The sequence below is a fragment of the Pseudomonadota bacterium genome, assembly GCA_013285465.1.
Lineage (GTDB): Bacteria > Pseudomonadota > Alphaproteobacteria > Micavibrionales > CSBR16-224 > CSBR16-224.
In genome coordinates, this window is the sequence record CP053449.1 from 2,298,595 (window position 1) to 2,321,252 (window position 22,658).

General features: G+C 50.3%; 18 protein-coding genes. 8 read left to right on the forward strand and 10 right to left on the reverse strand.

Features of this window, described 5'->3' with window-relative positions; all coding sequences use genetic code 11:
- Positions 1-90: 90 nt before the first annotated feature.
- Positions 91-801, forward strand: a complete 711-nt coding sequence (locus tag HND56_11080) for a Crp/Fnr family transcriptional regulator (GenBank protein QKK06197.1) — start codon at positions 91-93, stop codon at positions 799-801.
- 8 nt (positions 802-809) lie between these two features.
- Here the strand turns inward: HND56_11080 and HND56_11085 are convergent, their stop codons facing one another.
- The 8 genes from HND56_11085 to HND56_11120 form a co-directional block, all read right to left on the reverse strand.
- Positions 810-1,976 carry an NnrS family protein gene (locus tag HND56_11085; GenBank protein ID QKK06198.1) on the reverse strand — a complete coding sequence of 389 codons (1,167 nt, stop codon included), beginning with the start codon at positions 1,974-1,976 and terminating at the stop codon, positions 810-812.
- Between the two features lie 20 nt (positions 1,977-1,996).
- Positions 1,997-2,794, reverse strand: a complete 798-nt coding sequence (locus HND56_11090) for a peptidylprolyl isomerase (protein QKK06199.1) — start codon at positions 2,792-2,794, stop codon at positions 1,997-1,999.
- Entirely contained in the window at positions 2,794-3,468 is a 675-nt protein-coding gene (gene narI, locus HND56_11095; protein QKK06200.1) for a respiratory nitrate reductase subunit gamma, read from the reverse strand. The genes HND56_11090 and narI overlap by 1 nt, the downstream gene beginning before the upstream one ends.
- 15 nt (positions 3,469-3,483) lie before the next feature.
- A complete protein-coding gene (gene narJ / locus HND56_11100) occupies positions 3,484-4,191 on the reverse strand; it encodes a nitrate reductase molybdenum cofactor assembly chaperone (GenBank protein QKK06201.1) in 708 nt (235 codons plus the stop codon).
- Positions 4,192-4,209: 18 nt separating this feature from the next.
- On the reverse strand, positions 4,210-5,838 hold the full coding sequence (narH, locus tag HND56_11105) for a nitrate reductase subunit beta (protein QKK06202.1): 1,629 nt from the start codon (positions 5,836-5,838) through the stop codon (positions 4,210-4,212).
- Entirely contained in the window at positions 5,835-9,575 is a 3,741-nt protein-coding gene (locus HND56_11110; protein ID QKK06203.1) for a nitrate reductase subunit alpha, read from the reverse strand. Before HND56_11110 ends, narH begins: the two co-directional genes overlap by 4 nt.
- Positions 9,576-9,663: 88 nt before the next feature.
- Positions 9,664-11,328: an MFS transporter gene (locus HND56_11115; protein ID QKK06204.1), complete on the reverse strand. Its 1,665-nt coding sequence runs from the start codon at positions 11,326-11,328 to the stop codon at positions 9,664-9,666.
- Between the two features lie 21 nt (positions 11,329-11,349).
- Complete coding sequence (locus HND56_11120; GenBank protein ID QKK06205.1) at positions 11,350-12,648, reverse strand: NarK/NasA family nitrate transporter; 1,299 nt, start codon at positions 12,646-12,648, stop codon at positions 11,350-11,352.
- A 150-nt stretch (positions 12,649-12,798) separates the two neighbouring features.
- Here HND56_11120 and HND56_11125 point away from each other — a divergent pair, with 150 nt between their 5' ends.
- Positions 12,799-13,581: a cyclic nucleotide-binding domain-containing protein gene (locus HND56_11125; GenBank protein ID QKK06206.1), complete on the forward strand. Its 783-nt coding sequence runs from the start codon at positions 12,799-12,801 to the stop codon at positions 13,579-13,581.
- On the opposite strand, the gene HND56_11130 is transcribed toward HND56_11125, so the two are convergent.
- Positions 13,563-14,789: a molybdopterin molybdotransferase MoeA gene (locus HND56_11130; protein QKK06207.1), complete on the reverse strand. Its 1,227-nt coding sequence runs from the start codon at positions 14,787-14,789 to the stop codon at positions 13,563-13,565. The two genes, HND56_11125 and HND56_11130, sit on opposite strands and share 19 nt — an antisense overlap.
- A 131-nt stretch (positions 14,790-14,920) precedes the next feature.
- Between HND56_11130 and HND56_11135 the strand changes: the two genes are divergently transcribed.
- From HND56_11135 to HND56_11155, 5 genes are all read left to right on the forward strand, one after another.
- Positions 14,921-15,436: a sterol-binding protein gene (locus HND56_11135; protein QKK06208.1), complete on the forward strand. Its 516-nt coding sequence runs from the start codon at positions 14,921-14,923 to the stop codon at positions 15,434-15,436.
- Complete coding sequence (locus HND56_11140) at positions 15,436-16,443, forward strand: U32 family peptidase (GenBank protein ID QKK06636.1); 1,008 nt, start codon at positions 15,436-15,438, stop codon at positions 16,441-16,443. Before HND56_11135 ends, HND56_11140 begins: the two co-directional genes overlap by 1 nt.
- Positions 16,434-17,384: a U32 family peptidase gene (locus HND56_11145; protein ID QKK06209.1), complete on the forward strand. Its 951-nt coding sequence runs from the start codon at positions 16,434-16,436 to the stop codon at positions 17,382-17,384. The genes HND56_11140 and HND56_11145 overlap by 10 nt, the downstream gene beginning before the upstream one ends.
- Entirely contained in the window at positions 17,356-18,516 is a 1,161-nt protein-coding gene (locus HND56_11150) for a histidine decarboxylase (GenBank protein QKK06210.1), read from the forward strand. Before HND56_11145 ends, HND56_11150 begins: the two co-directional genes overlap by 29 nt.
- A 124-nt stretch (positions 18,517-18,640) precedes the next feature.
- On the forward strand, positions 18,641-18,982 hold the full coding sequence (locus tag HND56_11155; GenBank protein ID QKK06211.1) for a hypothetical protein: 342 nt from the start codon (positions 18,641-18,643) through the stop codon (positions 18,980-18,982).
- Between the two features lie 199 nt (positions 18,983-19,181).
- Here HND56_11155 and HND56_11160 read toward each other — a convergent pair whose 3' ends face one another.
- Entirely contained in the window at positions 19,182-20,423 is a 1,242-nt protein-coding gene (locus tag HND56_11160) for an alginate export family protein (GenBank protein ID QKK06212.1), read from the reverse strand.
- Positions 20,424-20,623: 200 nt separating this feature from the next.
- On the opposite strand from HND56_11160, the gene HND56_11165 reads away from it, so the two are divergent.
- Positions 20,624-22,636 carry a ribonucleoside triphosphate reductase gene (locus HND56_11165; GenBank protein ID QKK06213.1) on the forward strand — a complete coding sequence of 671 codons (2,013 nt, stop codon included), beginning with the start codon at positions 20,624-20,626 and terminating at the stop codon, positions 22,634-22,636.
- The last annotated feature ends 22 nt before the right edge of the window (positions 22,637-22,658 follow it).

A 22,658-nucleotide genomic window follows, 5' to 3' on the forward strand; every position in this document is an offset into this window, starting at 1 on the left:
CCACAGCAACAAAGCCGTTACAATGCTTTTTTATAGCATTTACAGCTGTTTTCTTGATATAACTCCCTTATAGTTTTCAAAGGAAGAAATATGCAGAATATTGTCTCCACACTGCAAAAAAACCCGCTTTTCGGCGGTATGCCGTCTCCGGTTCTGGAGGGGCTTGCCCGTCATTGCCGCATACGGGAATTCGAAAGATTACAGGATATTTTTGCCATGGGGGATCCCGCGGATTCCTTCTTTATTATCGCCGATGGCTGGGTCAAACTTTACCGCACATCACGGGAGGGCGAGGAAACAATCATTCACGTCTTCGGCCCCGGAGAATCTTTTGCCGAAGCCGCCGTTTTCAGTGAGCGCAATATGTATCCCGTCAATGCGCAGGCGATTGAACATGCCCTTCTTGTTGCCGTGCCGCGCGCAGCCATTCTGCACAATATTGAAGAAGACAGTCACTTTGCCTTGAATATGCTGGGCACTATTTCCGCACGGCAACGCTATCTTGTCCAGCAGCTGGAACAGGTAACAACGCGCAGTGCGCCCCAGCGTATCGGTGCTTTTTTATTGCGCTTCTGCCGCATGCATCCGGAAGGCGAGAACGGCGCCATGGTCGCCAGTCTTCCCTATAATAAATCCATCATCGCGGCCAGATTGAATATTCAACCGGAAACTTTTTCACGCGCCCTGTCAAAGCTTGCCCAGCACGGCGTCAAAACCGAGCGGCAGCATATTGTGATTGAAGATGCGGAAGCTTTGGAGGAGTTCTGCGACTTCTCCTATGATGATATTCCCTGCCGCTAACCGTAACGTCAGGCCGGCGCACCGTCCGGACGCGCTTTCCAGAGCATCGGCGCATAGACCGGCAGATAACATGCGAAACAAACCGCCCATAAACAGGCGGTTGCCGCAATCCACAACACCGCCTGTTCCGGCATAATAATCACACCGCCAACGCGGATAATTGCCGCCAACTGCATCAACACAAAAGACAGCGTTGTCAGTTTTGATGCCGTCAAATCCCGCCCCGTATGCCCCAATGTGACACGGCACATCATCCCCAGCGTCATGGATCCGATTGATCCGACTGTGACCGTATGCAGTGCCACGGAAAACGGGATGAAATCCAGACCCGCGGCCGCGGCACAAAACAAACCGAAAACAAGCCATGCATAACCCAGATGCAAAATCCAGAGCATCGGATCATGCCAGACACGGTTCGTTAAATAATAACGCATACGCCATGCATGGATCATTGCCGCAACAAAAGCTGCCCCCGCAAAAACAACATGTGTTGTACCGAAAACCATCAAACATCCTGCCGTCGCCAGCAGAGAGAACAAAGCGGCAATATCCGTCTTCGGCTGCGGTGTCGGATAAGCAGTTTCACCTTTGCGCCGCAATGCCGCCACGGTAAAGGCCGGTATGATCCGTCCGCCGATCAGCGAAATCATCACCACGATCATCAGCACCGCCAGATAAAGCGGCATAATTTTTCCGGTAAGGAAAAAAGCCCCTTCACAGGCAAACAACACAGAGAGCAGGCCAAGAAAAATAAAATTCCGGATATTCCGGCTTTTTAAAAGCGGCAGCGCCAGACTGACCGCCAAAGCAGGAATAAAGGCGGCTGCAATTCCGTAGACCAGCCAGCCGGGCAACCCCGTATTCAGATTTAAGACAATCCGCCCCGCAACCCATAAACAGACCAGCCCGGCCAGATGCATTTGTCTTGCAGGCGCGCCGCCTGTCCAGTTAGCCACAGCCGTCAGCAGAAAACCGGCCACAATTGCCATTGTATAGCCATAGATCATTTCATGCGCATGCCATCCGACAGGGTCTTGCAGCACAGCAGGGATTTCCGCATAGCCACCATAAAATCCGCCCCAAAGCAGGACGGAAAAAATCGTATAAACAGCACCGCATAAAAAGAAAGGACGGAATCCCCGCCCCAGAAACGGATGCTCAAACAGTTTTTGCATGGCACACCCCGCTTGGAAATTTACTGCACAAGCGGCGTATCCGCCGCTTTCAAACGGAAACCGCTTATTTTTGCGTCTCCCGCCAAAATTTGAATATATTGTGATACGGCACGCTGCCAGCTTTGATTTTTTAGATAATCGGCAATCCAGTCTTGCACGGCTTCATAGGGCAGCTGCCGCCCCTCAGCATATTCATGCACCTGAATAATGTGGTATCCCACTTCCGTCGCCACAGGTTCGTCAGACATATCGCCGGCACGCATTTTCAGAAGCACGGCTTCAAATGCCGGAAGCGTCTGTCCTTTACTAATCTGCCCAAGCCTGCCGCCCTCACCGGATGAAGAACAGCCGGAGTCCTCTTTGGCAATCTGCGTAAAAAGAGACGGATCTTTTTTAATCCGCGTCAGCGCGTCCTGAGCCTTACGGCGTGCCTTTTCCCGCTCTTTTTCATTATCCGGCGGCGCAAGATATAAAATATGCGACACTTGAAACAAGGGAGAGGTATAAAACCGTTTTTTATTTGCCGCGTAATAACGCCGGCATGTTTCATCATCCGGTTCAGGCACAACGACTTCCTGCTTTAATAACCGCGTAATTACATCATCAGCATCTTTAACAGCATGCCCTTTTGAAGAAATACCCAGTGATACCGCCTTTTGCAGTAAAAGCTCGCGCACGACAAGTGCCCGCATCGCCTGATATTTCGCTTCCGGCAATGTTTCCGCGGGGTGATATTGCACTTCATTATTGATTTCTTCGGCACTGATATGAACATCATTCACCTGAATGCCCGGCGTAATGGTTTTTGCGGCCATCATCAGCTTTCCCTCCGGCGTACGATTTGATAGGGACGGAAAAGAAATCCTACCGGGGCGCTTAAGGCGTGCACCAGTCGCGTAAAGGGGAAGATAAGAAGAATAAACATCCCCAGCGTCAGGTGGCATTTAAAGACCAATGCAACATCGCTGACGAATTCATGTGCACCGCTGCGGAATGTCACGATATGCTGCGCCCATTCCATGAATTTCACCATTTCATGCCCGTCCAGATGCTTCATGGAGACCGGAATCGTCAGCATACCAAGACATAGCTGCGCCAATAACAGAAACAGAATGGCAATATCCGCAAAGGAGCTATTCGCACGAATGCGCGGATCCGTCAAACGGCGGTGCAGCAGCAAGACCAGACCGATAAAGCAGAAAAAACCTGCCGTACCGCCGGCAACGATTGCCAAAATCTGTTTTGCGCCATGCGATATGCCGATCGCGTCAAAGACGGCAATCGGGGTCAACAGACCGACCGCATGTCCCAGCAAAATTACAATAATGCCCAAATGGAACAGGACACTTCCCCAGATCAGCTGTTTACGCCTTAAAAGCTGGCTGGATTTGCTGCGCCATGTATAAGGATCACGATCAAAGCGTAAAACACAGCCAAGGATAAAAAACGCAATGGCGATATAAGGAAAAATCTGAAACAAAAAATAATCCATATTCTTGCATACCTCCTATGACGACCGTGTTCCGGCCTGATTGACCGACTCTTTCATGCGTTCCACCAGATCTTCTGCGGCAGGGCAGCCGCCTTCGGGATTGGTTTGCGCAGAATTCTCAAACGCAAACTGCTCGGTCCATTCCCGGTCAAGCTGCTGGTTATCAAGGGGTGCCCCCGCATCTTCAGCAAGTGCCGCGGCGATCGCCTTATCATCAGGCTTGCGCTCTGCCGCTTCTTCCAAAGCGCCAAATATCGCGGCATAAGGCGTTTTTCTGTTTTTCAGTCTTGCACCGATGGCGGCAATCACATCAATTGCACCGCTTAGATCATGCGCCGCCTGTTCGGGCGGAAGGACTGACAGATATTCCAGAAACAGCGGCAGATAATCCGGCATTTCATGAACGGCAATCATCAGCCCCGCTTCCTGATATAAATTATGCAGATCAACAAGTGCCGGACCGCGGTCGCGTGAATCGCCATGCACATGTTCAAATAAGTGCAATGACAGGGAGGGCGTGCGGTCAAACAGATCGACATATTCTTCCTGCAGATCCATAAGATCCTGCCCCTGCATCCAGTCGGCAAGCGCCTCAATTTCCGTTAAAGAGGCTTCCGGCAGCCATGTCTCTTTTCGCAACAGCGCCAGACATTCAGGCAATGCCTTGATCTGTTCACCGGACGGGTACCCCAGCAGCATACCAAGAATTTTCAATGTTCTCATAATTTCATCCTTTCCGCCTTAACTGCAGCTGCCGCAGCCGCCGCTGCCGCAACCGCCGCTTTTGGCAGGAGGTTTTTCATCCTCATTGCGCGTAAATAACGTATTGACGCGATTATCCTTACCCGATGCGCTTCTGCCGCGCCATTTTTTCGGGCTTTCAAAAAGATCGGTTTCGCTGTTGCTATGCGTTGAACAGCCGTTCCCGAAACTAAAGCCGCAACCGCCGCTTTCGCCGTAAGCGTCCAGCGTCTCCTCACGATGTCCGGTCGGAATAACGTAACGGTCCTCATAATTGGCGATGGCCATGATCTGATACATATCCTGCACCATTTCCGGCGACAGCCCGACATCCTTTAGAACGGCACTGTTATCCGTATTTTCGAACATCTTTCCGCGCATGTAATGACGCATCGCCATCATCCGGCGCAAAGCTTTTTTCACCGGTTCTTCCTTTCCGGCGGTCAAAAGATTAGCCAGATATTTTACCGGAATACGCATTTCATCCAGATCCGGCATAATACCGGTTTGATCGGTCGGAATTCTGCCGTCTTCCGCCGCGGCCTGCAAAGGTGACAGCGGCGGAATATACCAGACCATCGGCAATGTTCTGTATTCCGGATGCAGCGGGAATGCGACTTTCCAGTCCATCGCCATTTTATAGACAGGCGATTTTTGCGCGCCTTCTATCCAGTTCTCCGGAATACCGTCTTTTCTGGCCTGCGCAATCACTTCGGGATCATGGGGGTCAAGGAAGATATTCAGCTGCGCTTCGTACAAATCCTCTTCATTCTCAACGCTTGCCGCCTCTTCAATCCGGTCGGCATCATACAGAATAACACCCAGATAGCGGATACGCCCGACACAGGTTTCCGAGCAAACCGTCGGCTCACCGTTTTCGATCCGCGGATAGCAGAACGTACATTTTTCGGCCTTGCCGGATTTCCAGTTATAATAAATTTTCTTATAAGGACAGCCGGACACACACATACGCCAGCCGCGGCATTTATCCTGATCGATCAGAACAATCCCGTCTTCTTCACGCTTATAGATGGAGCCGGACGGGCAGGATGCCACGCAGGTCGGATTCAGACAATGTTCGCACAGGCGCGGCAAATACATCATGAAGGTGTTTTCAAACTGGCCGTAAATTTCTTCTTCGATATCTTTGAAATTATAATCCTTACGGCGGTGTTCAAATTCCGTTCCGAGAATTTCCTCCCAGTTCGGCCCCCATTTGATTTTCTCCATCCGCTCGCCGGATACAAGAGAACGCGGACGCGCCGTCGGCGGTGTTTTGGACTCCGGCGCTTTCTGCAAATGATCGTAATCAAAAGTGAAGGGTTCGTAATAATCATCAATTTCCGGCATATTCGGGTTTCCGAATATTTTCGCCAGCATACGCCAGCGGCCGCCTTGGACAGGCTCAATCTTGCCGTTGCTTTTTCTTTTCCAGCCGCCCTGCCATTTTTTCTGGTTCTCCCAGTCTTTGGGATAGCCGACCCCCGGCTTGGTTTCGACATTATTGAACCACGCATATTCAACCCCTTCACGCGAGGTCCAGACATTCTTGCATGTCACGGAACAAGTGTGACAGCCGATGCATTTATCAAGATTAAGAACCTTGCCGATCTGTGCCCTTACCTTCATTGCGCCGCCTCCATCGCCGTTTCTGCTTTTTCTTCCAGCCAGTCAATATCCTCATCCGCGACCCTGCGGACGATGACAAATTCATCACGGTTGGAACCGACTGTTCCATAGTAATTGAAACCGTAAGACTGCTGCGCATAGCCGCCGATCATATGTGTCGGCTTGACCGTTGCCCGCGTGACGGAGTTGTGAATACCGCCGCGCGCACCGGTAATTTTACTGCCCGGCATATTGACGATTTTTTCCTGCGCGTGATACATCAGCATCATGCCTTCATTGACACGCTGCGACACAACGGCACGCGCCATAATCGCCCCATTGGCATTAAAGACTTCCAGCCAGTCATTATCCTTGACGCCGATTTTTCCGGCATCCGTTTCACTGACCCAGACAATCGGCCCGCCGCGCGACAATGTCAGCATGTGCAGATTATCCGAATAGGTCGAGTGAATACCCCATTTCTGGTGCGGCGTGATGAAATTCAGCAATATCGTCGGCGATTCCTTGCCGTGCTTTTTCATCATTTTTTCCACCGTCTGGGTATTGATCGGCGGACGGTAGGAGACAAGCCCTTCACCGAAATCAATCATCCACGGATGATCCTGATAAAGCTGCTGCCGCCCCGTTAATGTCCGCCAGGGAATAAATTCATGCACATTGGTGTAACCGGCATTATAGCAGACATGTTCCGATTCCAGCCCGCTCCATGTCGGTGAAGAGATAATCTTGCGCGGCTGTGCCTGAATATCGCGGAAGCGGATTTTCTCCTCTTCTTTCGGCAGTGCCAGATGCGTATGATCCCGTCCCGTCATTTTACTGAGCGCCGCCCAGCTTTTGACAGCGACTTCGCCATTGGTTTCCGGCGCAAGTGTCAGCACGACTTCACAGGCATCAATATCGCTTTCGATCTTGGCGCGCCCGTTCTTTTCACCATTCAGTTTTTTCAGGAAATCAACTTCGTGATCGGTGTTCCAGCCGATACCTTTACCGCCGTTACCGAGTTTTTCCATCAAAGGACCAAGCGATGTAAAGCGCTCATATGTCGCCGGATAGTCGCGTTCCACGACTTTCATCGCCGGCATCGTCATTCCCGGAACGGCATCACATTCTTTCTTGCGCCATTCTTTCACGTCATTCTGCGCCAATTCACCCGGCGTATCATGCTGGATCGGTGTCAGCACAATTTCTTTCTCGACACCAAGATGACCCGGAACGATTTCCGAAAATTTCTTCGCAATACCTTTATAAATTTCCCAATCCGAACGGCTTTGCCAGACCGGATCAATGGCTTTTGATAAAGGATGGATAAACGGATGCATATCTGATGTGTTCAGATCATTTTTCTCGTACCAGCTTGCCGTCGGCAGCACGATATCGGAATAGACACAGGTCGTCGACATCCGGAAATCAAGGGTGACGAGCAAATCGAGTTTACCCTCCGGCGCTTTATCATGCCAGACGACTTCCGCAGATGCCCCCGGCCCCTGCTTGCCCAAATCCTTACCCTGCACACCATGCTGCGTTCCCAGCAGGTGCTTCAGGAAATATTCATGCCCTTTCCCTGATGAGCCCAGCAAATTGGAGCGCCAGACAAACATGTTACGCGGCCAGTTTTCCGGTTTGTCCGGGTCTTCACAGGACATACGCAAATCGCCCTTTTTCAGACGGCTGACAACATAATCGACCGGATCCTTGCCTTTCTTTTCCGCTTCGCGCACAAGCGAAAGCGGGTTTTCTTCAAGCTGCGGCGCCGAGGGCAACCACCCCATACGTTCCGCACGGATATTGCAATCAATCAGCGAACCTTTCCATTTTTTCTTATCTGCCAGCGGCGATAAAATATCATGCACGCCCAGCGTTTCATAACGCCATTGATCGGTATGGGCGTAGAAAAACGAGGTCGAATTCTGCTGGCGCGGCGGACGCGCCCAGTCCAGACCAAAGGCCAGCGGCAGCCACCCCGTTTGCGGGCGGAGTTTTTCCTGACCGACATAATGCGCCCAGCCGCCGCCCGACTGGCCGACACAGCCGCAGAAAGTCAGCATATTAATCGCCGCGCGGTAATTCATATCCATGTGATACCAGTGGTTCATTGCCGCGCCGATGATAATCATCGATTTGCCTTTTGTTTTATCGGCATTATCGGCAAAAGCGCGCGCAACACGAATGACATTCTCTGCGGGAACACCCGTAATGCTCTCCTGCCATTTCGGCGTATAGGGAATATTCTCGTCATAATTTTCCGCAACATGATCACCGCCCAACCCCGCACGGGCAATGCCGTAATTGGCGCAGAGCAGATCAAAAACCGTCACCACAGGTGTTTTTTTACCGTTCAGCGTCAGATATTTTACCGGTAATTTGCGATCCAGAATTTCTTCCTGCGCATTCGGTTCGAAATAACCGTGTTCATGATCCAGCCCGCCGAAATAGGGGAAGCCGACCTCCAGAACATCATCATGTGTGCCCAACAGCGTTTTGACGGGGCGGATTTCCTTACCCGTTGCCGCATCCTGAGGAACGATATTCCATTTTCCCTCTTCACCCCAGCGGAAACCGATAGAGCCGGTCGGCACAACGGGATTGCCGCTGTTTTCATCAATACAAATCGTTTTCCATGCGGGATTGTTTTTCTGCCCCAAAGATTTCGCAAAATCGGCGGCACGTATGAAGCGCCCCGGAACGTATTTTTTCCCGCGTTTTTCCAGTCTGACCAGATGCGGCATATCCGTATAGGAGCGGCAGTAATCATCAAAATATTCCGATGTCTTGTCGATATGAAATTCTTTTAAGATGACATGCCCCATCGCCATACCCAGCGCCGCATCCGTTCCCTGACGCGGGTTCAGCCAGATATCGCCGAATTTCGACGCTTCGGAATAATCGGGCGTGACGGTCACGACCTGCGTTCCTTTATACCGTGCCTCGGTCATAAAATGCGCATCAGGCGTCCGCGTCTGCGGGACATTCGACCCCCACATAATAATAAAGCCGGCATTATACCAATCCGCACTTTCCGGCACATCCGTTTGCTCCCCCCATGTTTGCGGGGAGGCCGGCGGCAAATCGCAATACCAGTCATAAAAACTCATGCAGACGCCGCCGATCAGGGACAGGTAACGCGACCCCGCCGCATATGAAATCATCGACATTGCCGGAATAGGCGAAAAGCCGATCACACGGTCAGGCCCGTGTTCTTTAATCGTATAAATATTGGCGGCGGCGGAAATTTCATTCACTTCATCCCATTCCGCACGGACAAAACCGCCCATCCCGCGAAGCTTTTGATAGCTGCTGCGTTTTTTCGGGTCTTCCTGTATCGCCTGCCATGCCTTGACGGGATCATCACCGTTATTGGCTTTTTCCTCACGCCAAAGCTGTAAAAGTTTTTTGCGGATCAACGGGTATTTCAAACGGTTGGCGGAATAAATATACCAGCTGTAACTGGCGCCGCGCGAACAGCCGCGCGGCTCATGATTGGGAAGATCAGGACGCGTCCGCGGGTAATCGGTCTGCTGTGTTTCCCATGTGATCAAACCGTTTTTGACGTAAATTTTCCATGAGCAGGAGCCCGTGCAATTCACACCATGTGTCGAGCGGACAATTTTATCATGCGCCCAGCGACCGCGATAAGCTTCTTCCCATGCACGGTTTTCACCGGTCGTTATGCCGTGACCGCCGGAAAACTCTTCTTTCCGACTGGCAAAATAAGTCATGCGATCGATAAAATAGCTCATGAGATTCCACTCCTTAAGAATTACCGTTTGGGCATCCTGTCATTTTTCTTCATTGTTCAAATTGATCTCGGTCAACTGCCGTCATTTTTTACGGGTTTTTATATGTTGCCCCGGGGCGCAAATAAACCCACCAGTTCAGCACGACACAAACCAGATAAAAACCGGCAAAACCGTATAAAGCGATCTCCGGCGTTGCCGCTTTGATCTGTTCTCCCAAAATTTGGGGAACAATGAATGCACCATAGGCGGCGACGGCAGATGTCCAGCCCAATACCGGCCCGGCCTGTTCCTTATCAAACACTTTTGCGATTGTGCGGAAGGTTGATCCGTTCCCGATACCGCTGGCAAAGAATAAGGCCAAAAACATCAGGAAAAACGGCACGAAATAGTCTTCCGGCGATGCGGATGCATAAGCCGCCTTCATATAATATCCGGCACCGATTGCTGCTGCGACCATCACAATAGAGGTAATTTGCGTCACAAGCGCGCCGCCCATCTTATCCGCAATCCATCCGCCGATCGGACGGATCAATGCGCCGATAAACGGTCCGATCCAGGCAAACATCAAGGCACTCGGCGCCGCCGGATTGATTGTCGTATGTGTCATCGCCCCGTCGACAAGAATATGCTGGTAACCGAAAATGACTTTAATGGATAAAGCGAAAGCCGCCGAATAACCGATAAAGGATCCGAAAGTCATTGTATAGATAACCGTCATAATCCATGTATGGGAATGTTTAAAAATACGGTACTGCCTTTTAAGGCTTTGGCCGATTGTTCCCGGCAGCATTCTTAAGACCGCAACCGTGGTCGCAATAACCGCAGGCAGAATAATCCACTTGCTGATTTCCGTTCCGGCACCGTTTGCCGCAGCCGGCAGCATCAGCCACAATCCGGCTCCCGCCACAACCAGACCGATCAGCAGCATAACAGCCAGTTTCATCATTGACCCCAGCGGCCCGCTGATATCCGGCGACACATGCTCGGCGCGAATATTATTCATGCCAAACCATGCCGCGATCACAAGCGGCACCAAAATGGCCACCCAGATAAATCCCGCATTCTGAATCCATGTATCCGTTCCCGCCGGGATTTTGCCGATCAGCGTTCCGCTTGTATTTTGCAGCGTCATCGCATCGCCCCCGAATAAGGCAAAGGTCATAACAAGCGGCACAAGAATTTGCATTGTCGTCACGCCGAAATTACCCAATCCGGCATTCAGCCCCAGAGACAATCCCTGTACTTTTTTCGGGAAGAAAAAGCTGATATTGGACATAGAGGACGCGAAATTACCGCCGCCAAAGCCCGACAGCAATGCCAGCGCCTGAAACACCCATAACGGCGTATCCATAGACTGCAACGCCACGCCCGTTCCGAAAGCCGGCAAAATCAGCAGCGCCGTTGTAAAGAACAACGTGTTTCTGCCCCCCGCCAGCCTGATGAAGAAGGAGCTGGGAATACGCAATGTTGCACCGGATAACCCGCCGATGGCAGAGAGGGTAAAGAGCTCCGACTGCGCAAAGGGAAAACCGAGATTCAGCATCTGCACCGTCACAATGCTCCAGTAAAGCCAGACGGCAAAGCCGCATAACAGACAGGGAATGGAAATCCACAAATTCCGCCATGCTATTTTTTTGCCATGTGCGGCCCATTGTTTTTCATTTTCAGGATCCCATTCCTGAATATCCGCACCGCCCCAACCGGAGGCCTTCGGCTTGCTCACATCATTTGCAACGTCTGTTTCCGTTTTCATAGCGAAACCTTTCCTTTGATACTATTTCCCCTTTCCCGACAATTCGGGAAGATAAGCCGGTTTTTTCAATTCCGGATGTGCTTTACGTTCCATGATACGGATGGCGAAATGCATCCAGGTCAGGGCAATGGCCACAAGCGCAAACAGCAGCATGAAGCAGCTCGTCCAGACATGCGTCAGATCATTCATTATTCCGAACAGAATCGGCAGAACAAAGCCGCCCAAACCGCCGATCATACCGACAAGACCGCCGACAGAGCCGACATGGCCGGGATAGTAAACCGGAATATGCTTATATACGGCCGCTTTTCCGAGTGACATGAAGAAACCCAGAATAAAAATCAGCGCGACAAAGACGGGCAGTGCCATCGAAATGGTAAAAGAAATATCGCGGTCAATTCCTTCGACAACATAATGCGTTGTCGGATATGACAGAAAGAAGGTGCAGACGACAGACATAATAAATGTCCAATACATCACGGTACGTGCGCCGTATTTATCGGACAGCCATCCCCCCAATATACGGAACAGACTGGCCGGAATGGAGTAAAATGCCGCAAGCATACCCGCGGTTTTGATATCCAGCCCATAGGCACCGGTCAGATAGCGCGGCAGCCACAGCGCCAGCGCGACAAAAGCCCCGAAGACAAAGAAGTAATAGAGAGAAAAGCGCCAAACCTGCAATTTTTGCAGCGGCTTCATTTGCATCCACATCGCTGCCGGTTTTTCGCCTTTTTTACGCCTTTCCACCAAATCAGGGTCATCTTCCGTTGTCAGCCAGAATAAAATCGCCGTCACAAACATCACCCCGGCCCAGATATGTGCCACGGCAATCCAGCCCATCGCCACCATCACGAATGGCGCACAGAATTTCGTGACAGCCGCACCGACATTACCGGCACCGAAAATGCCCAATGCCGTTCCCTGTTTTTCTTTCGGATACCATTTTGAAACATAGGCGATACCTGCCGCAAACGAGCCACCGGAAATACCGACGCCCAAGGCGGCGATCAAAAACTCGATATAGCTATCGGCAAAACTCAAAAACCATGTTGCCACCGCTGCAAGCAGCATGATGCCCGTATAAACAAGGCGTCCGCCATATTGATCCGTCCAGATACCGATAAATATGCGGCTAAGGGAACCTGTCAGAATAGGCGTTCCGATCAAAAGACCGAATTCCGTATCATTCAGTCCCAGATCCGCCTTGATCTGGACACCGATAATCGAAAAAATCGTCCAAACGGCAAAACAAACGGTAAAGGCAAATGTGCTGATCCAAAGCGCACGGGTTTGCCCTTTTTGCTGAACTTCCGACATGATTTTTAACCTCCCTCTGGTCTTTTCTGTCCTTTTTACAGCATTCCCCGCTTTGCAACTTGATCCAGATCAACTCATCTCTATAATGTTTCCTATTAAATAAAATAATAATGCTATTTATTAACAAATTAATTGTGGAAGCTTCGACAGATGCCGCTAACCAAAAGTGATATATGGCCCACCGGCCTCGCGCGGAATAACGGCGTCCCGAAAATTTTTTATAATCTTAGTGAAGAGACGTTTCAAAAGCTGCTCAACCACTCCATTTTGCAAAACTACCCGCAAGGCCGGCTGCTGGTGCAGCAGGGTGACCGCCCGCAATATCTTTATTTTATTGCTGACGGAACCGTCAAAACGCTCCGCCAGGACGAGAACGGACGCGAGGTGACTTTGCGCCTGCTGCGCCCCGGTGAAACCTGTATGGAAGCCGTCATTTTTATGGATGGGGACTCACCGATCGCGGTGCAGGTCGCCAGCGATGCAAAACTCCTGTTAATACCGGTTGAAATTATCCGCAAAACCGTTCTGAGTGATGCGCAATTTGCGAATAATCTTCTGAGTATCGTGTCCTATCACTATAAGAACGCCATGCACCAGATTGATGCCATGCATATCAAAAACCCTGCGCAAAGACTGGGTTATTATTTTCTACTGAAACATCTGGAAAACGGACATGACAATCTGGAATTCACATTGCCGTTTCAAAAATCTGCGATTGCCAATTATCTGGGCATGACCCCCGAGACTTTTTCACGCACATTGAAAAAGCTGAAACAGCAAGGTATCAGCTTTGAAGACAACACCATCAAAATGCGCGATGCCTATGTCTTGTGCAATTATTGTGACAGCGATGCGGAAAGTCTTTGCCACAACAGCGAGAAAGATGATTGTTTTTCCTGTCCGATCGGGAAAAATCAGGGAAATAAAGGATAAATTTCGACAGGGTCTCCCGTTTTAATCTCCGCTGTCTCTTCCGGCACAACCGCCCAGCAATCCGCCGTCAGAAACGGGTGAACCATAAAAGATTGCTGCCCATCGGCAAAAGAGACCCGCAAACGGCTTCCGTCATCAATATGTTGCACCGCTTTCAAAAACATGGATAAGCCGGTTTTTTTCTGAAAACCGGTTGCGGCAATCGCCGTGACCGGTTCTTCAGCCTGCTGACCGCGCATCGCCCGCAATGCGGCGGCAACAAAGAAACGCAACCCCACAGCCGTCGCGGCCGGATTGCCGGGCAGACCGAAATACAGACAGCCGTTTGGCAGGCGGGCAAACAGATTGGGCTTACCGGGTTTCATCTTCACTTTATGAAATAGAATCTCCGCACCGGCTTTTTCCAGACCTGCCCGCACAAAATCAAATTCTCCGGCAGACACCGCACCGCTGGAAACGATCATATCCAAATCCTGCGCCATCAGCTCTTCAAGAGCTTCAACAAACGCCGCTTCTTCATCGGGAATGGTTCTGCAAAGAACACATTCAGCGCCAAGCCTTTCCAAAACCGCCGCACCGTAAGGACCGTTTGTATTGTAAATCTGTCCTGCCGCCAGCGGTTGTGAGAGATCATCAATCAATTCTTTTCCCGTTGCCAGAAAGGCGGCGCGCGGTTTGCGAAAAACGCTGACCTGCCCGATCCCCAGACTGGCCAAAGGCAGAATATGCGCGACAGAAAGAGACTGCCCTTTTGTCAGCACGTTATCTCCGACCTGAAAATCTTCACCCGCCATACGTATATGCGCATGCTGCTGCGGACAGGATTTAAAAACGGCAGCACCGTCCCGCATCTCCGTCAGCTCCACAGGGACGACCGCATCCGCACCGTGCGGAACAGGCGCCCCCGTCATAATACGCACACATGTGCCCCGTTCAACCTGCGATACCGCAACAGAATCGCCAGCGGCAATCATTGCCGCGACCGGCAGCACAGCCATATTGTTTTCATTTGCTTCCGCAAGATCGGCGCGAATAACGGCAAAACCGTCCATCGCCGCATTATCAAAAGGCTGGATCGCAAGAGGTGCCTGCACATTTTCCGCAGCGACATATCCCGCCATAGCGGAAAGCGCCACTGTCTTTTGCGTCATAACATGTGCCTGTGCCGCTTCCGCGACGATCTTCTTTGCCTCGTGATACGAAATCATTTATGTGATCCTTTCCTCTCCATCTGACGCTGAAAATATTGCACGGAAATTGACTTAAATCAAATCTCTTACAGCTGCGGCGGATTTATACTGCGCTGGCAAGATACAGCTAAGAAATGGCCGGTTTAAAAATGATGCAGAGCATAATGCTGAAAAATTTGCCCCGTTTATTGCTGCGCCCCGCACCGGCGCTGCTTTACCGTCCCGTTTTAAACCGGATTGTGAAAAGAATTATCCGTCTTCACCCCGGTATTTTTGAACGTCTGGGCGATAACTGCCGCAAGACGATCCTGATTAACCCGACCAATCTGCCCGTCGTCTTCCTTATAAAGCCCGATCCTGAAAGACCTCTGGTGCGGGCATATAAAAATACCAATCATCTGCATTTCGATGCCTCCATCACCGGCAGCCTTTTAACGCTGCTGCGTATGGTTGACGGACGGCTTGACGGCGATGCCGTGTTTTTTACCCGTGATCTGATGATAGACGGCGATACGGAAGCCGTTGTTTCGCTGCGCAACGCACTTGATGATGTCGATGGCAGTATTGCCGATGATATTGCGGCAAGTTTCGGCTTTGCCGGTCAGGCCGCTTTGAACCTGATGCGCCGCATTGATCTTAAACAAAGGGAACGCACCGCAGGATGATGAACCATAGCAGCATTCCCGAACTTATCTGTCCGGCAGGAACGCCTGCCGCCTTAAGAACGGCGGTAGACGCGGGAGCCGATGCGGTCTATTGCGGTTTCCGCAATGCCACCAATGCCCGGAACTTTCCCGGGCTAAACTTCACTGCCGAAGAGATGGCCGAAGGCGCCCTCTATGCCCACACCCATGACGCCAAAATCCTGTTGGCCATCAACACTTTCCCCCCTGCCGGACAGACCGATTTATGGAAGCAGGCGGTTAAGGACGGCGTAAATGCCGGTGTGGATGCCTTTATCGTTGCAGATATCGGTGTCGCCGCCCATATCGCACAGCATTATCCTGACAAAAGATTACATCTATCCGTTCAGGCCGGCGCATCCTCCCCCGAAGCGATTTCTTATTACTGCCGCGAATTCAACGTCAAACGCGTTGTATTGCCGCGTATTTTGACGGTGCAGGAGATCAAAGACATACATGAACAAATTCCCTGCGAAATCGAGGCCTTTGTTTTCGGAAATATCGGCATGATGGCCGAGGGGCGCTGCAGTCTGACAAATTATGCGACCGGCGTTTCCACCAATATGGACGGCGTCTGTTCCCCCGCCTCCGAAGTGCGGTATGAACATGATAAAGACCGCAATCTGTCATCAAAGCTTGGCGAATTTACTATCGACTGCTTTTCTTGCAATGAAAATGCCGGATATCCGACAATCTGCAAAGGGCGCTACACAAGCGATCTGCGCGAAGAGGGGTATTATGCGTTTGAAGAACCCGTCAGTCTGAACCTCTCCGGTCTACTGCCCGATCTTATTGCCGCCGGTGTGACTGCCTTGAAAATCGAAGGGCGGCAACGCAGCCGCGCCTATGTCCGTGAAGTCGTTTCCGCCTATCGCCGCGCCGTCGATGCGATTGCGCAGGGGCAGCCTCCGGAACTGGATACGCTGCTGGCATTAACGGAGGGACATAAAGAAACGCAAGGTGCCTTTAAAACCAAGGCATGGAGATAGTCATGGCCGCACAGACCCCGCCAAAACTAACAATAGGCCCCATCCTGTTCCACTGGCCTGCGGAAAAAAAGCGCGCATTTTACAGCCGCATTGCCGCAGAAAAATCCGTTGATACCGTCTATATCGGCGAAACAATTTGCGGTAAACGCACGCCGTTTTTTGAAAAACATTATGAAGACGTCACGACAGAGCTGCAAAAAGCCGGAAAAATCGTTGTTTTTTCAACCCTGTCAGAGGTTATGATTCCGCGCGACCGTGCCCTGGTCAAACGCGCCTGCAAAACAAAACATATCGAGGTCGAGGCAAATGACGCATCGGCATTGCTGCCGCTTTCGGGGCAGCCGCACCGTATCGGTTCACTGATGAATGTCTATAGTGAAGATACGATGCGCTTCCTCGCGGAGAAAGGCGCGCATCATTTCTGTCTGGCACCGGAAATTCCGGCAGCAGCGGTTGAAACACTGGCCAAGACGGGACAATCATTAAAAGCCGGTGTGGAAGTGCAGGTTTTCGGCCGCATGTCGCTTGCACTATCCGCACGCTGTTACCATGCGCGGGCGCATGGCTGTGTCAAAGCCAATTGCCAATTTATCTGCGAAAAAGACGCAGACGGTATGGATATCCGTACCTTAACCGGACGGCCTTTTCTATCCATCAACGGTATCCAGACGCTGTCTTTCAGCTACCTGAATTTGATAAATGAACTGGATATGCTTGCGGAAATGGGCATCACACATCTCCGTATCTCGCCGCATACATGCGACATGTCAAAAACAATTCGCGCCTTTGCCGATGTTCTGGACAAGCGCATCACCGCCCGTGAAGGACAATCACGTCTGGAACAGTTGCAGATTCAGGCTCCTTTCAGTAACGGTTTTTTCTACAAAAAACCGGGCCATCAATGGAGGGAAGATGAGAAAATCTCTGCCACCGCCGGATAAAAAACGTCTGGACGCATTACTGAAGCGTACAAAAGATGAAGCCACGCATATGCTAGGCTACCCATCAACGCACCTACTTGATTTTTCACCGCTGCTACCCTTTATGGATACTTCGTTCAACAATATCGGCGACCCTTTCGCGCCGAGTTCCTACAGGATTAACACGCATGATCTTGAACGCGAAGTCATCGCATGGTTCAAAACCATCCTGCATGCACCGGAGGATGGCGTCTGGGGTTATGTCACAAGCGGCGGCACCGAAGGCAATATGTACGGCATGTATCTGGCGCGTGAATTCCTGCCCGGCGGTATTGTCTATTATTCGGAAGATACCCATTACAGCATCGCAAAAATTTTACGTCTGGTCGGCGCGCGCAGCATCATGATCAAAAGCCAACCCAACGGTGAAATGGATTATGATGATCTGGCCGCAACACTGTCAATTCACCGCGACTCTCCCCCGATCATCTTTGCTAATATCGGCACGACCATGCGCGGCGCGATTGATAATCTTGAGAGCATCAAAACCATTCTGAAAGAACGGGCCATACACCGTTATTATATTCATGCCGATGCCGCATTATCAGGTATGATACTTCCATTTACGGACAACCCGCAGCCTTTCGATTTCGATGCCGGCATAGATTCCATCGCCATCAGCGGCCACAAAATGCCGGGATCCCCCATGCCTTGCGGTGTGGTTCTGGCGCGCCGCAGCCATACCGAACGCATCGCCCGCGCCATTGAATATATCGGTACAAATGATATGACGATTGCCGGATCGCGTAGCGGCATCGCACCGCTTTATTTATGGTATGTGATCCAAACGCTCGGTATTGAGGGTTTCCACGACATTATTGCGCAATGTCAGGAAATAGCCGCTTACACAATTACGGCTTTCGCCCGTTACGGCATTAAAGCATGGCGTCACGATAATTCCCTGACCATTGTTTTCCCGCGCCGGAATGAGGATGTTTTAAAAAAATGGCAAATCGCAACACAGGGAAAAGATGCACATCTGATCTGCATGCCCCATGTTACAAAACTGCATATCGACAACTTCCTGCAGGAATGGACAGCCGCATTCCGCAATGCCGAACAAAGAACTGTAAAACAGGCTCATTCCGAATAAGCATTCGCAGCAGCATATCTTTCATGCAAATTTGCAAAGAGAACCTGCATTATTGCCTATACCTTTATGGATAGAACAGTGATATTATGTAATATATAACATCACAATATAAGGAGAAAAGAAAATGAGTACAAAAACAGGCAGCAAATTTGCAAAAAAACTTCTGACAGCATTTCCCGCCGATATTGAAAACAGTAAAACAGTCAAAAATATGGTAAAAACACTTTCTGCAGTTTTCCTTGCCGCCACCGTAGGAGCTTACACAGCTTTGGATACATCTGTGGAGCAGCAGGTTGAACCGCAACAAACAACCCATTCAATCAACCATAAGACACTTACCGCCAGCTTGGGGATTGCAGGTATGTCAACCGTTGCGCTGGAACTGCTGTTACTCAATTTTGTCAGCCCGAACAGCACAACACGCCGGATGGTTCAAAAACAGGTGACGCCGCACATCAAGCACTGACAAAATACGCGACTTTATTTGATCTGGGTCAAGATCAATCCATATGAAGCTGTGATATAATTTGATTATAGAGTGGTTTCTTGAAAAACAGGCTCTAAATATCGTGTATAACCTACGTCTCCTTTAATGACGACATAGTTTTCAGCCCCCGTATCTGTGCTTCGGGGGCTGAAGCTTGTTTTACGGGTAAAAACATCTTTTAAAATTTTGTCCCGATTGTCAGCCAGATTTTTTGCGTATCCGCAAATAATCCTTTGGCATGATAGTCCGAAAATTTAAGGCCGAGTGAATATTTCTTCAGACCCATGCCTTCAGGAAGGTCGAAATCACGGGTGATTTGCGCATCCCATTCGCTGCCGTAAAAACCGCTGCCGCTTTCCGGACCGAAGCGGTGGAGATGGAAATCAATTTTCGTTCCCGCAAAAGCTTTGCCTTTTTCCCCGATTTTATAAGAGATTTTTCCGTAAAAATCCTCCAGCCCCATAACCGGCGTTGCCAGAAACTTATCGGCCCAACCGTTATGGGCATGCAGCGTCGCCAAAGGCGTTTGCAATGCGTTCACACCGTTTCCGCCAAGCGACTCGAAACCGGCCTTCACCGAAAGCCCGCCCTGTTTTACACCCAGCGCGGCATGGTAATAATCCTCGCGGTAATTTGCCGGATTGCGACCGTAATCACTCTGTGTTGCCGCCTCCGCCTCGTAAAATAATGTGAAATCGTGCTTTTGTAACGGAATATCCCCCGTCAACCTCAACCCGTATGTCTTTGATGCCAGACCCGGCAGCCTGTCCATATCAATCAGATAGCCGTAAGCCGTCGCTTTCAGCCATGCGGCATGGTTATAGGAGATTTGTCCCAGATGCGTTTTGCTTCCGCTCTCCCCCAAAGGATTATGACGGCTGAAAATACGGTGAACGCGGTCAATATAGCTGTAAAAAACAGTCGTTTTCGGCAAAGCACTGTTTTGCAGGACAACGGAATCGAAAACCTGATCATTCTGACGCCAGCCGACCGCCCCGACAAAGCGCTGGTTATCAAGATTAATGCGTTGACGCCCGATCTTCGCGGAACTGTCCGGCACGCCTTTATAAGACAGCCACAGCTCATTTAAGTTAAAAATCGTCGGATCGGCGATAACCGGATAGCTGCCTTTTCCGTTCACCATGTCGTTATGACGGCGCGTGCCGATATTCTCGACCCATTCAAGCTCCGCACTGCCTTGAAAATTCTGATATTCCGCCGTCGTATAACCCAGTTTTGTGCGTATTGTCGACGCACCGGAATCTTTGACAAAGGCATCATCATCCACATGTTCGTAACGGTAGCGGATATCCCCGTATAATTTTCCGTCTTTCAGAATCTCTGCGGGAGATGCCTGAGCTGATAACGGGAAAGTCAAACCGGCCAGTACCATTGCAATGGTTGTTATATTTTTTTTCACAGTGCAGTCCCTCCATGTTTTCTGCGTCATAACAGAAGTTTCAGCACATCCTGCCCTTTCAGACGATTCTGTCCTTGACCTTGATCAAGCCCGCAACACGCTATCTTGTATAGGCTGGATGCAGAAGACACCATATCTGGTAGATCATTCATAACACTCATAAAAACAACACAAAGATTCGACGTATAGGAGAAACAGCCATGACAAAAAACACGTCCCGCAAAACGGACCACATCAATCTCCCCCTCTCTGAAAAACACCCCGCCCATCCGGAGACGGATCATATCGTCAAACTGACCGGCGGCGCGGAAATAGACTGTTCCGAAGCGGTGAGCGAATATATCTCCGGCAGTGACTGGCGTATCAAAGCCAATGCCAATACCGGATATTCCAATGCCGGTATGATTAATAACGTGGCGGGAAAAGTGATTGCCAATTTCTGGCTGGATGAAATTTACGCCCCCGAAGAGGGGGAAGCTCACAGAAGCGGCGCCCTGCATATCCATGATCTTGACTGTCTGACGGGTTACTGCGCGGGCTGGAGCCTCCGCGCCTTGCTGAATGAAGGCTTTAACGGCGTACAGGGTCGTGTCTCTTCCCGCCCGCCGCGCCATTTCCGTGAAGCATTGGGACAAATGAGCAATTTCCTCGGTATTTTGCAATCCGAATGGGCCGGTGCGCAGGCTTTCAGTTCATTCGATACCTATCTTGCCCCTTATGTTTTTTATGATTCACTCGACTTTAAAGACGTCAAAAAAGCAATCCGGCAATTTGTTTACAATCTGAATGTTCCGGCACGCTGGGGGCAATCTCCCTTCACCAATATTACGCTTGATATTACCGTTCCCGAAGATTTGCAGGATCAATATCCGACTTATTGTGACGAGCATTTGTTCAAAGACATCGAAAATGAGGAATTACTGGATCGTTTGCGCAAAAGAGATATGGGCATACGCGATCTGGAAGATGCGCGCTTTTCCCATTTCAAGCCGGAAATGGACATGATTAATATCGCCTATTATGAAGTGATGACGGAAGGCGATGCGGGCGGACAGCCTTTTACCTTCCCGATCCCGACCGTGAATATCACCGAGGATTTTGACTGGGATAGTAAAGTCGCGCAGGCTATTTTTGAAAATACCGCAAAAGTCGGCTCTTCCTATTTTCAAAACTTTGTCGGCAGTCAATGGATGACAAATGAAAAAGGAGAGCGTGTCCGCAATCCCGAAGCCTATTCCCCCGGTGCCGTGCGCTCCATGTGCTGCCGCCTGCAGCTTGATCTGCGCGAATTGTTAAAACGCGGCAACGGCTTGTTCGGCTCGGCGGAAATGACGGGGTCTTTAGGTGTTGTTACCTTAAATATGGCACGGCTCGGCTATATTTATAAAGGCGACAAAGCCGCCCTTTATCGGGAAATTGACCGGCTGATGGATATCGCCAAATCAACGCTGGAGAAAAAACGCATCTTTGTCCATAAAATGTATAATCGCGGTTTTTACCCCTATACCGCACGCTATCTGCCGTTTCTGCGTAATCATTTCAGCACGATCGGTGTCAACGGCATGAATGAAATGCTGCGTAATTTCACAAATGACAGTGTTGATTTAACCGATGAAGAGGGCATCACATTCGCGCTGGAAATACTGGACCATATGCGCAAAAAGATTATCACCTATCAGGAGGATACCGGCAATCTGTATAATCTGGAGGCCACGCCTGCCGAAGGCACCACATACCGCTTTGCCAAAGAAGATAAAAAACGCTTTCCCGATATTTTACAGGCCGGATTTGATGACAATATTTATTACACCAATTCATCACAAATTCCGGTCGGCCATACCGATGATCCTTTCGAAGCGCTGGAACTGCAAAACAAACTTCAATGTAAATATACCGGCGGAACCGTGCTGCATCTTTATATGGGGGAAAAACTTTCCTCCGGAGAAGCATGCCGCCGCTTCGTGAAAAAGGTTATCGAGAATTATCAACTGCCTTACATTACGATTACACCGGTCTTTTCGACCTGTGAAACCCACGGCTATTTAAATGGCGAGCAACCGGAATGCCCGCATTGCGGGACGGAAACCAGCGTCTGGACACGTGTGATGGGTTATTTCCGCCCTGTTGAAAGTTTCAATACGGGTAAAAAAGGCGAACACCGTGAACGACTCCATTTCGAAGAAAACCGGATTGAATCAAAAAATCTGCTTTAAAAAAACCGCCATAAGGGAAAAA

Bases quoted from the DNA above. Each gene is read 5' to 3' on its own strand.
- HND56_11080 (QKK06197.1), top strand. From the start codon at position 91: ATGCAGAATATTGTCTCCACACTGCAAAAAAACCCGCTTTTCGGCGGT.
- HND56_11085 (QKK06198.1), bottom strand. From the start codon at position 1,976: ATGCAAAAACTGTTTGAGCATCCGTTTCTGGGGCGGGGATTCCGTCCT.
- HND56_11090 (QKK06199.1), bottom strand. From the start codon at position 2,794: ATGATGGCCGCAAAAACCATTACGCCGGGCATTCAGGTGAATGATGTT.
- narI (QKK06200.1), bottom strand. From the start codon at position 3,468: ATGGATTATTTTTTGTTTCAGATTTTTCCTTATATCGCCATTGCGTTT.
- narJ (QKK06201.1), bottom strand. From the start codon at position 4,191: ATGAGAACATTGAAAATTCTTGGTATGCTGCTGGGGTACCCGTCCGGT.
- narH (QKK06202.1), bottom strand. From the start codon at position 5,838: ATGAAGGTAAGGGCACAGATCGGCAAGGTTCTTAATCTTGATAAATGC.
- HND56_11110 (QKK06203.1), bottom strand. From the start codon at position 9,575: ATGAGCTATTTTATCGATCGCATGACTTATTTTGCCAGTCGGAAAGAA.
- HND56_11115 (QKK06204.1), bottom strand. From the start codon at position 11,328: ATGAAAACGGAAACAGACGTTGCAAATGATGTGAGCAAGCCGAAGGCC.
- HND56_11120 (QKK06205.1), bottom strand. From the start codon at position 12,648: ATGTCGGAAGTTCAGCAAAAAGGGCAAACCCGTGCGCTTTGGATCAGC.
- HND56_11125 (QKK06206.1), top strand. From the start codon at position 12,799: ATGCCGCTAACCAAAAGTGATATATGGCCCACCGGCCTCGCGCGGAAT.
- HND56_11130 (QKK06207.1), bottom strand. From the start codon at position 14,789: ATGATTTCGTATCACGAGGCAAAGAAGATCGTCGCGGAAGCGGCACAG.
- HND56_11135 (QKK06208.1), top strand. From the start codon at position 14,921: ATGATGCAGAGCATAATGCTGAAAAATTTGCCCCGTTTATTGCTGCGC.
- HND56_11140 (QKK06636.1), top strand. From the start codon at position 15,436: ATGAACCATAGCAGCATTCCCGAACTTATCTGTCCGGCAGGAACGCCT.
- HND56_11145 (QKK06209.1), top strand. From the start codon at position 16,434: ATGGAGATAGTCATGGCCGCACAGACCCCGCCAAAACTAACAATAGGC.
- HND56_11150 (QKK06210.1), top strand. From the start codon at position 17,356: ATGAGAAAATCTCTGCCACCGCCGGATAAAAAACGTCTGGACGCATTA.
- HND56_11155 (QKK06211.1), top strand. From the start codon at position 18,641: ATGAGTACAAAAACAGGCAGCAAATTTGCAAAAAAACTTCTGACAGCA.
- HND56_11165 (QKK06213.1), top strand. From the start codon at position 20,624: ATGACAAAAAACACGTCCCGCAAAACGGACCACATCAATCTCCCCCTC.